The sequence below is a fragment of the Mesorhizobium sp. M7A.F.Ca.US.006.04.2.1 genome (assembly GCF_004022915.1).
GTDB classification, from domain to species: Bacteria; Pseudomonadota; Alphaproteobacteria; order Rhizobiales; family Rhizobiaceae; genus Mesorhizobium; species Mesorhizobium ciceri.
On record NZ_RZQA01001527.1, the window covers coordinates 1 to 667 of the forward strand.

2 protein-coding genes are annotated in these 667 nt (G+C 61.0%); one reads left to right on the plus strand and one right to left on the minus strand.

What is annotated here, in order from left to right; genetic code table 11:
• Positions 1 to 259 (minus strand): LysR family transcriptional regulator (locus EN925_RS38515; protein ID WP_128337497.1); only part of this gene is annotated, 259 nt, incomplete at its 3' end.
• 130 nt (positions 260 to 389) lie between these two features.
• Here EN925_RS38515 and EN925_RS38520 point away from each other — a divergent pair.
• Positions 390 to 656, plus strand: a complete 267-nt coding sequence (locus EN925_RS38520) for a hypothetical protein (protein ID WP_127365963.1) — start codon at positions 390 to 392, stop codon at positions 654 to 656.
• The last annotated feature ends 11 nt before the right edge of the window (positions 657 to 667 follow it).

The following is a 667-nucleotide window of genomic DNA, read 5'->3' on the forward strand; positions in this document are numbered from 1 at the left end:
CCGGCGAAACAGCCCGGCCAAGCAGGTCGAGGGCGTCCGCCGAGGCGTAGAACAGCACCGTTCCCGCCTCGGTGAGCCGGATGGTGCGGCTGGTGCGCGTGAACAGCACCAGCCCGAGCTGATCCTCGATTTCCTTGATCTGATGGCTGACGGCGGCCGGTGTCAGCCCAAGCTCGTCGGCGGCACGGGTGAAATTGAGGTGCCGGGCCGCCGCCTCCAGCGTCCTCAAGGCACGAGTCCCAGGCAGAAGACGAGCCATCCTATCCTCAAAGAAAACTTGATGATCGAGAGAAAACTACTCGTTTCCTACAGAGATTTCAATCTGGCATGATCTGTCCATCGAAACATCATCAAGCCGGATTTGATATTCGGGGAGAACGGAGCACACCATGTCCATCATCGTTTTGAATTCGTCCGCACATCGTCCGAACTGGCTGGCCGAAACCCTCGACTGGTTGCGTCACGCCCGGGTCGCGATACGCCTCCCCCGCCGCGATACTGCCTACCAGAACGTCGAGGATCTCTCCGACCGCCAACTGCGCGATATCGGCGGCGTGCGCCGTGATGTCGCTCGCGCAATGGACAAGGAGCTTGGCCGGCTGGGCCTGCTCGACATCGGTTGGCAGAGACCTGGCCGTAGGGGAATAGGGGAATAGGGGAATAGGGG